Consider the following 10366-nt stretch of genomic DNA (forward strand, 5'->3'; position numbering starts at 1 on the left):
AATCAATATGTCAACAATATTATGTTAGTATTGAGTACAAAGTAGTGAGTAGTTAGATGTGTGAAAAATCTAATATCTCAATACTCAGTACTGAATACTCAGATACTAATAAAAGTTTAAGGTGGTTATAGCATCGGGGCTCACCTCTTACCATTCCGAACAGAGAAGTTAAGCCCGTTAGCGCCAATGGTACTACAATCGTGGGAGAGTAGGTCGCCGCCTTCCTTGAAGACCCTTCATTATAACAATGAAGGGTTTTTTTATGCGCTAAATTTATGGAACAACATAAGAACACTTGATAAATTCATAATTGCTTACTAATTTTAGTTTCATCAAATAAAAGTTAGATGATATTTAGCTTGCAAAATCAAATACAAAAAACATTTCCTTTAGTTTTTAGAGATATATTTTATATATCCTTGATATCAAGTGTTTTAGTATTTTTGCTACTTGTTTTATTTCAACCATTTGAGTATAGAACCTATTCACTACCTAAAGTTTTTGGAGATTCTTTACTTACGGCCTTTCTTGTGTTAGTTATTACTTTTAGTAATAGATCATTAGTAACTTATCTTTCTTCTATTAAACTTAATTTAGACAAAAATCAGTTTATTACTCATAGTATTACCATCTTATTAGAGATTCTAGCGTTTATAGCATTTTCATTTTTAATTAATTTGTTTTTTGGAGGATTTGATACTCAAAATTATTTAGAGTGGCTAGTATCTACCGTAAAGTATATATTAATTTTCGAAATATTACTTATTCCACTTTCGCTATTTGTTGAACAACATCTAACATTTAGCAATTTTTTTTACCAAAGAGAAGATAAGCTTTTTTCTAGTTTACTATTGGGAAAAAAAGAGAAAAAACATACTTATAAAGTTGTACTTAGTTCTTCATTGGATAAAGAACGATTTGAGTTATTTCCTAAAGAGATAATAATGATTAAAAGTAGTAGTAACTATGTTGAAATTTTTTACTTCAATGAAGGAAAGGTTTTTCGCAAGTTATTAAGAAATACATTAGAGGATGTAAGTAATAAATTAAGTGGATATTCTTTTTTGTTTAGATGTCATCGTTCTTATTTATTGAACATGAATAACATAAAAAGTGTAGAAGGAAATAAGAGAGGTTATAAAACAACTGTGTTTGGATTATCAGAAACTATACCCGTTTCAAGATCAAAAATAGCTTTGTTTAATGAAATTTATACTGCTAAAGATTAAGTTACTCTACATTTTAGTTTTCATATAATTCTTAACCTTTCCTTTTCATCCCAAATAGATCCTATTGATAACATAATTTAGTTTTCTCTTTTTTAATGCTATTAATTTGTGTGCTGTATAAAAAGCTAAAAATGAAAGTACTACAGATTATTACAGTTTTTATAGTGATACTAGTTGCTAACGGATGTAAAGCAACTAAAATAGATAATCTATTAGTAGCACCTAATACTTGGGGAGAAGAAGTATTAGAGTTTCCACTAATTTTTGCAAGATCACTTCCTTATAAAGGTGAAGAACATGTACGTTTTACAGAAGGTTGGGGAAATGTAAGTGATGATGAATATTTTAGTTATGTGTTTGTATGGGTTTTAGAAAATGATCCGATGTTAACAAGATCAAAAATTGAATCCGATATGAATATATATTTTACTGGTCTCATGAAAACAGCTCTACTTACTAAGTTTAGGTTTTTTAAAAAATTACCTAAAACAGAGACCAGTTTTGTCATACCTAAAGATTCAAACTCTCATTTTGAAGGGACCATAGCGGTATATGATGCCTTTTTCAAAGAAGAAAAAATTATCCTATATACTAAGGTTATCTCTTCGTATTGTAATTTTTTAAAGAAACATATTGTTCATTTTAGACTATCTCCTAAAAGATTCAATGAATCTATATGGACGGATTTACAAGCAGTTAAAATAAAATATAATTGTGATCAATAAAGATTTAAAGAAAAGTAAAACAGATTAAGCATATCGAGGATCTTGTATATAATCTTGTTTTACAATTTTTATGATTTCAATACTTAAAAAACCAAACTCTTCTACAACTTTACCATACATGCGATATACACCCTTATGTCTTAGTTTATATTTCTCTTGTACGGGAGGAAACAATACCGTATCAAATACATCTCCAAATTGATCTAAAAAAGTACCGAAAGCCATTCTTTTACCGTTTGAAGTACTTGTGTTTTTCATAGCTATGAGATATCCATAAATATCAATTTTTTTATTGCGATATGCTTTTAAATTAAGCGCTCTATTTTGATTAACAGGTTTAGTAGTTAATATCTCGTAATATCCGCATATTGGAAAACCAAAAGATTCGATTTGTTCAAAAGCATCTTCTAATTTAGACGTTGTGAATTCAGGTAGTTGATACTCTGTACGTTTTTCTTTAAATAAAAGAGGCTGATCATGGTTTGAGGGAATACTATTTAATTTAAAATGTGCTTCCCATAATAATTCGTGTTTGTTCTTTTGGGTAAAAGTAAAAGCATCTATCTTAATTAAAATACTTATTTGTTCTATGCTTATAGGAACACGATCAATAAAGTCATTAAGAGAAGAAAAAACTCCATATAGTTGTCGTTCTAATAATATGATTTCACATGTTTTATGATCTAAATTTCGCAAAATGCTTAACCCTAGATAAATGTTATTTTTTTTAAGTACATGCTCATAATTACTAATATTGATACAAGGTGTATGGATGATAGCTCCCAATAATTTGGCCTCGTGTAAATATACTTCTGGGCGATAGAACCCTCCTCCATTATTTAATGTAGCAACTAAATATTCTAAAGGGAAATAAGCTTTTAAGAATAGACTTTGATAACTTTCTACGGCATAAGAAGCTGRATGCCCTTTAGGGAAAGCATAACCAGCAAAACTTGCTACCTGGTTCCAGATTTCAAATATGATTTTTTCTTCGTACCCTTCATTCCTACAATTTTGAATAAATTTTTGTTGTACTTCTTTAAATTCTTTACGAGATCTGAATTTACCACTCATTCCTCTACGTAATACATCGGCTTCATCCAAGGTAAGTTTGGCAAAAAGATGTGCCACTTTAATCACATCTTCTTGATATACCATAATACCGTAAGTTTCTTCCATGAGGTCTAACATGATAGGGTGGGAGTTTTTACGTCTTTCTTTATCATGCTCTCTTAAAATATATTCTCGCATCATTCCACTTTTGGCTACTCCTGGTCGTATGATGGAGCTTGCGGCTACTAAACCTAAATAATTGTCTGTTTTTAATTTGCTTAATAACATACGCATGGCAGGTGATTCTACATAAAAACAAGCTAGACATTTAGCATCTCTAATTAATGCATTGATGTTAGGGTCTTTTTTAAAGTCATYGATAGCATGTATGTCGAAATTAGCTTTCTCGGGTTGATTATATTGGATTATTTTTATGGCTTCTTTAATTTTTGCTAATCCACGCTGACCTAGAATGTCAAATTTATATAGCCCTAAGTCTTCTGCAATGATCATATCAAATTGTACAGTAGGAAAACCTTTAGAAGGTAGATCTGTAGCTGCGTAATTATGAAGTGGTTTATCACTAATTAATATACCACTTGCATGAATACTAATATAATTAGGGATTCCTTGTAATAGTTTGCTATATGTGATTACCAGTTTGTGAATGTCATCTAAGGAATTGTAATCATAATCACCTCCGCTAAGTTTGTCAATTTCAAATTTTGGGAGTCCAAATACTTTACCTAATTCTCTTACAGCCCCTTTATAATGAAAAGTAACATATGCTCCTAATAATGCTACATGATTAAATTCTGAAAAAATAAAACGAGTTATATCCTGACGATCTCTCCAAGAGAAATCAATATCAAAATCTGGAGGACTTGTACGATGAGAGTTAATAAATCGTTCGAAATATAAATCTAGTTCAATAGGATCTACGTCTGTAATCTTAAGCAAATAAGCAACAATACTGTTAGCTCCACTACCACGTCCTACATAATAATAGCCTTGTTCTTGAGCATATAAAATGATTCTCCAATTAATTAGAAAATAGGATACGAAATTCATTTTGGTAATCAAATCGAGCTCTTTTTTTAATCGATCTTTTACTTTTTTACTAGGATTTGGATATCGATAATGCAATCCTTTTGAGCATATTTTTTTTAATAATTCGTTGTCCTTTTGAATGGTTCCTGTATATGTTTTTTGATTTAAAGAAGGTTTGTTTTTGGAAAAATTAAAATTAATAGCACACTGATTACTGATACTTTCAGTATTTCTGATGATGAAATCAAATTCGTTAAATTCTTGCCTAATCTGTTGGTGACTAATCATTTGTTCAGAAAAGCAGGCTTGTTGATTCTCTGGTAAACGACTTAGTAAAATATTGTTATCAATGGCTCTTAATAAACGATGGGTATTGAAATCTTTTTTAGTTCTGAAAGTTACAGGTTGAAGGGCTATGAGCTTATCTTCTAATGTTAAAAGTTTTGAGAGTCTAAGTTTTGGTATATCATTTATGGCAACACCTATGAATTCATTAGAATTGAAAGTTTTTTTTTGAGTTTCTATAATTCTTTTAAAAGGATATATAATAATAGCATTTTTGAATAGAGGGGCATTTTCAGGAAATTCAATTTTGTTATGTGAATGATATGATAGAAAGTCATTTAACTCTTTATACCCTTCATTATTTTTAGCAATCCCTACATATAATTGCTGATGATTATTTCTAAAGTCAATACCTACAATTGGTTTAATATTATACTCTTTAGCTTTTCTAATAAAATTAAGGCAAGCCGATGTATTATTGATATCAGTTAAAGCTAAAGAATCAATATGATTTTCTTTAGCTAATTCTAATAACTCAATTTCAGAAAAGGTTCCAAATCTTAAACTATAATATGAATGACAATTTAGATACATGCATATAGATTTATGTACTATTATTTTTATATTATAAAGTGCATCAGGGATAGCAGTGAAAATCCCACAGTCTGAGGTACGAAGAACGAGGAATTGTAACGAATAGCCCGCCTGGATGCCCTAATTATATATATTATTGTTTTCTATGTGCCAATACAATAGGAGGCTGACCATTAAAAGGGTTTTGCATTCTACCAATTGTTTTAGATCCCATAGCGACAGCTCTAATAACACTTCGGTCTCCGTATTGATTCCTGATATGGTCTAGAGCTTTATAGAGATTTAATTGTTTTTCATTGTCTTCAAAAAGGTTAATCTGATAATTTCCATTTACCAAATGACTAAACCTAATCCCTATCAACCGTACTAATAAACGTTTTTGATATAGCTTTTCGAATAACCCAAGAATTTTAGGAATTAAAATATGATCAGCACTTGTATAAGGAATTTTAAGTTGTTTAGAATAGGTGTTAAAATCAGAATATCTAATTTTTACAGCGATACATGCACAAAGTTTGTCTCCTCTACGTAATTGATAAGACAAATTCTCTGTCATTGCGACTAGAATATTACGTAGTTTATATACATCTATAGTATCTCTATCGAATGTTYTTTCTGTGGAAATAGATTTTCGTTCAGAAAAACCAATTACGGGAGTGTTATCAATTCCATTTGCTCTTTTCCAGATAGTTAATCCATTAACGCCTAAGACTCTTTTCATTACATCTACAGGCATATCTTGTATCGTTTTTACTTTTCGCACTCCTAGGTTACGTAGTGTTTGAAAAGTTTTGTCACCAATCATAGGGATTTTTTTGATGGATAGTGGAGCCAGAAAGGGTTTTTCTTCACCAAAATCAATCTTTAATTGATTATTAGGTTTAGCTTCATTAGTAGCAACTTTAGACACTACTTTATTCTGAGCAAAGCCTAATGAGATAGGTAAGCCTGTTTCAGACATGATTTTTTGTCTCAGTTCTGAAGCATATTTATAAGCACCAAAGAATTTGTCCATTCCAGACAGATCTGCATAGAATTCATCGATACTAGATTTTTCGAATACAGGCACTTTTTCTTTGATGATTTCTGTGACGATATCAGAGTATTTACTGTACGTTCCTGCATTACCTTTGATGATAGTAGCTTCAGGACATAGTTCCTTTGCAATTTTCATAGACATTCCAGAATGTATCCCAAATGCTCTGGTTTCATAACTGCAAGCAGCCACAACACCTCTATCACTGATACCACCTACTAATAAGGGTTTTTGTTTCAAAGATGTGTCTATAAGTCGTTCTACGGATACATAGAATGTATCCAAATCTAAATGTAATATAGTTCTCAATCTTACTTTTTTTGGAAATATTCCAAATTTATGGAATATTTCCAATTTATTCAATAATATGATTGTATATTTATTTTGATAGAAGTAAAAAAAAACGACACTTCGTTAAAAGTGTCGTCTCTGAAAAATTTTATTTTGGGGCTACAAAATAAAATTCATTTGTATTAATTTTCTGTGTATCCAGCAAATTGTTGCATAGCACTTTTAGTTAATTCTTTCGCTCTATTTACATAGAAGCTTTTTGTATCGTCAAGTGTTTCGTTTTTCAAATCATTTTCACTTCTTACATAATCTTTTTGAGTTTCAAATGTAGAATCGTTATCAAAAGCAATACTTAATTCCTGAAGTGCACTTTCTAATTTTTGTAATGCTTGTTCTGCTTTTGCCTTTACAGCTGTTTGTTCTTTTAATTCAGCTGCACGCTGAGCTTCGAATTCAGCTTGTGCTTTCTGTTGAGCTGCTATTTGCTCTTGTAATTTTTGTTGCTCGATTTCTAATTGACGTCTTTGCTCTTCTAATTCTTTTTGCTTCTGAGCTACTTCTTCAGAAGCGATAGCAATAGCTTCTTCTTCTTCACTTACATCAGCAATATCCTCAGTATAAGAGCTGCTACCATTTGCTTGGCAATCTGTTAATTGTTCTAATAACTTAGGACCAAGTTCTTTAGCTTGTTTTGCATAATATCTACTACGCTCATATGTATCTTGATCTAAAGAGCTTACCATATTAGTTTTAGCCTCATATGCTGTTTCATTAGCTTGTGTACAACCACACTTGTCTGCAAGAGTCTCTACTTTTTCAAAAGCTTCGATGGCTTTATCTGCGTATTCTTGTGTATGGAAAACATTATTTGCTCCGTGTGCTTTTTTAGAGTGTGAGTATGCATAGCTAGCAGCTGTTAAAGCATCTTCATAAAGGTCTTGAGCATTAACCTGACTAATAAAACTTAGTAAAACTAAAGTGGATGCTATTTTTTTCATTCGTATGGGGCTTTTTAATGAACAGTACAAGTATACAATATTTTCTAAGTAACATCCAAAAATAAATGTCATTAATCGATGAAATGCGCACTTTATCTTAATTTTTATGGCAAACCCATAAATAAAGTGATAGATATCCTACTGTTATATAAGGTCATTCATCATACAGTCCATCGATAACGATATTAGATATTAGGTATTGTATTGTAATGTGACCTAATTATAAATTTAACGTTTTACAAAAGTTATCGTGTAAGTTTATTGTGTATCTTACGTCCATATTCCTTATGAAAGAACTTATAATATCCTCAATAAACCATAATCTCAATAATGCTATTGCATTATTAGACGCAATAGATTCTGAAACTTACTGTAATACATCTGTTGGCCCCTATTACTCAAGTATTGGATCTCATATACGACACACACTTGATTTCTTTGATTGTATTATTAATGGATTAGATACTAATGATATTGATCTTACAAAGCGTAAAAGAGATGAAATCTTATCAACTAACATAGCTGCAGCAAAAGATCATATATATGAATTACAACAGACATTAGTTTCTTATACAGATGTAAATACTGATTATCTGATTCATGTTACCGATAATATGGGGCAAGGTAAAGTTACTGTTAATTATACTTTAGAAAGTATTTTGGCGCACGCTAATAGTCATGCTATTCATCATTATGCAACGATTGGATATATTCTTGATCAACTAAGTATAGAACTAAAAGTTCCTGGTTTTGGTTATAATCCTACAACTCCTGTAAATAAGCGAGAAGGTATCTGATATCTTACAAAATTTTCATTTCTATAATCTTGGATTTGGTATATAGCTAATATATCATACGTATTTCTATTTTTTTATTAAAACTTTCGTATGTGTCTACTAGTGTTTTACATATAAATCAAACTAAAATAAATTTTTAGCAGTTATCTTTGATATACTAACTAAAGTTTGCCTCTGTTGTGCTTTATGAATCACTAATTATGATTAAAGTAAAAGATATATTTTTATTCGTTTTTTTTATTGCGAATATTAATATATGTGCTCAGAGTTCTGAAGATAGTTGTGATCTATGGCGAAAACAATTGGATACGATTACAGATGCTACATCTTTATTACGTATCAATCAATATATGATTCCTAAGTTACCTTATGTTTGTAAGGCCGAAGCTTATATATCATCTGCATATATCTATAGAGCACATAAAGAAATTGATACTTCTTTATACCTTAATGATCAAGCAATACTTTTTGCAGAAAAATCCAAGAATCAAGAGATCTTAGCATATGCTTTTGAAGATAAGGCTTCGACTCTAATTATAAACAAAGATTTTGATGAAGCAGGTATCTTATTAAAAAAAGCTCAACAATTATTGAAAAACTTTCCGGATAGCGATTATAAAGTCTCCTATTATCATACAAATGCATTTCTAGCGGATAGTAGATTGGATTATTATACTGCTATAGAGTATACAGATTCTATTATCGAAAATTTGGAGAAAACCAATAATCATATTGGAATTCCAATTTCTTATATTGGAAGGGCAAGATATTATTTTAACCTTTCTCAATATGAACAGGCGGCAAAAGATATGCTGTATGCAATTGAATTAAAAGAAAATCAAGGAAGTACTTTTGGATTAGAAGAAGCATATTTTGAATTAGGGAATTGTTATTATGAGTGGGGACAGTATGAGATCGCCAAAAAGTATTTGAAAAAGAGTATTTCTTTATCCAAAGAAAAGAAAGATGATAGGATACTCCTTTCTGGATTATTAATATTATCTAAATGTGATGAGAAATTAAAAAATGAAAAAGAATCATCACGTTCAGTTACAATGTTAGATTCGATTATTGATCAAACACAAGTTTTAAAACTCGATGTGATAAAAGCCAAAGCTTTACATCAGAAAGGTAATGTATATTTTAATCTATTAAAAGAATATAATAAAGCTGAATTGTTATACAAAGAAGCTTATGTAAAAGCAATGAAATCAAAAGATACTATCGTTTTACATCAATGTATTTTGAGTTTGGTATCATTCTATAATTTTCAAAAAGAATATAAGAGTGTAGAAAAGTATTTGATTCAATTAAGACAGATTACTCGAAAAATCCCTATACTAGCATATAAACAAGATACATATAAGTTTTATAGTCACTATTTTGAAGGGATTAATAGACCAGATTCAGCGGTAAAGTATGTTAGAAAATATCATGCAATAAGAGATGATATTTCCAATCTAGAATTGAAGACAAAAGTTGCTGATTTAGAAAAGAAATATGATACGAAAAAGAAAGAACTTACAATTGTAGCTCTTAATCAACAAAAAGAAGAACAAGAGCAGATTGCTCAACAAGCTAAATATCAACAAAATTTATATCTGGTAATAGCAGTTTTTTTATTATTTCTTCTAGGAATAGGAGCTTGGGCATTTAGAAAACTTAAGAAGCAACAAAAGGAACTAGCTTCAACTAATCAGATCAAAAATCATCTTTTTTCTATCATTGCTCATGATCTTAGAGGTATGATCATTCCATTTCAAAGATCTGGTAAGATATTAAAATACCATATAGAGAAGGGACATCACGATAAAACAATAGAACTTTCCCATGCATTAGAGCAAAACTCAGAGAGTTTGTCAGATATGTTGGATAATCTGTTAGATTGGTCATTAGAGCAAATGGATGGTTATGCGATAAATCTTCAAAGAATAATTGTTGGACAAGAGTTACAAGAGATTGTCTCTGCATATGAACAACAAGCGGCTTATAAGAAAACAAAAATTGAATTAAAGTATGCAAATGAATTATCAATTGATTTCGATAAAGGCGCATTTCATGTCATTTTTAGAAACCTAATTGGTAATGCGCTTAAGTATACAGAAGAAGGAAATATTCTTATAGAATTTAAAAGAGAGAATAATTCATTTTTGTGTTCGGTTACAGATACAGGAGTTGGAATTGATAAAGAGCAGCTGGAACAGCTTTTTGTTCTAGATGAAAAAAAATCTACTACAGGTACGCATGGCGAAAAAGGAACAGGATTGGGACTTCACCTTGTGCATAGATTTATAAAAATGCATAAAGG

7 protein-coding genes and 1 rRNA gene are annotated in these 10366 nt (G+C 30.2%); 5 read left to right on the plus strand and 3 right to left on the minus strand.

Going from position 1 to position 10366, the window contains the following annotated elements; all coding sequences use genetic code 11:
- Positions 1 to 117: 117 nt before the first annotated feature.
- From rrf to GBO31_RS22940, 3 genes are all read left to right on the plus strand, one after another.
- Positions 118 to 225, plus strand: a 5S ribosomal RNA gene (gene rrf, locus GBO31_RS22930).
- A 122-nt stretch (positions 226 to 347) separates the two neighbouring features.
- Entirely contained in the window at positions 348 to 1229 is an 882-nt protein-coding gene (locus GBO31_RS22935) for a LytR/AlgR family response regulator transcription factor (RefSeq protein WP_219010943.1), read from the plus strand.
- A gap of 131 nt (positions 1230 to 1360) precedes the next feature.
- Positions 1361 to 1954 (plus strand): hypothetical protein, encoded by a 594-nt coding sequence (locus tag GBO31_RS22940; RefSeq protein WP_219010944.1) that lies wholly within the window; start codon positions 1361 to 1363, stop codon positions 1952 to 1954.
- A 24-nt stretch (positions 1955 to 1978) separates the two neighbouring features.
- Here the strand turns inward: GBO31_RS22940 and GBO31_RS22945 are convergent, their stop codons facing one another.
- From GBO31_RS22945 to GBO31_RS22955, 3 genes are all read right to left on the minus strand, one after another.
- Positions 1979 to 4936, minus strand: coding sequence for a DNA polymerase III subunit alpha (locus tag GBO31_RS22945; protein ID WP_219010945.1), 2958 nt, complete (start codon positions 4934 to 4936; stop codon positions 1979 to 1981).
- 133 nt (positions 4937 to 5069) lie between these two features.
- On the minus strand, positions 5070 to 6281 hold the full coding sequence (gene dinB, locus GBO31_RS22950) for a DNA polymerase IV (protein ID WP_219010946.1): 1212 nt from the start codon (positions 6279 to 6281) through the stop codon (positions 5070 to 5072).
- 164 nt (positions 6282 to 6445) lie between these two features.
- Entirely contained in the window at positions 6446 to 7261 is an 816-nt protein-coding gene (locus GBO31_RS22955) for a hypothetical protein (RefSeq protein WP_219010947.1), read from the minus strand.
- Between the two features lie 287 nt (positions 7262 to 7548).
- On the opposite strand from GBO31_RS22955, the gene GBO31_RS22960 reads away from it, so the two are divergent.
- The gene (locus GBO31_RS22960; protein WP_219010948.1) at positions 7549 to 8058 is read left to right on the plus strand and encodes a DinB family protein; all 510 of its coding nucleotides are present in this window, start codon (positions 7549 to 7551) and stop codon (positions 8056 to 8058) included.
- Positions 8059 to 8258: 200 nt separating this feature from the next.
- A partial coding sequence (locus tag GBO31_RS22965) for an ATP-binding protein (RefSeq protein ID WP_219010949.1) occupies positions 8259 to 10366 on the plus strand: 2108 nt, incomplete at its 3' end.

The organism is Aquimarina litoralis, from assembly GCF_019295435.1.
GTDB classification, from domain to species: Bacteria; Bacteroidota; Bacteroidia; order Flavobacteriales; family Flavobacteriaceae; genus Aquimarina; species Aquimarina litoralis_A.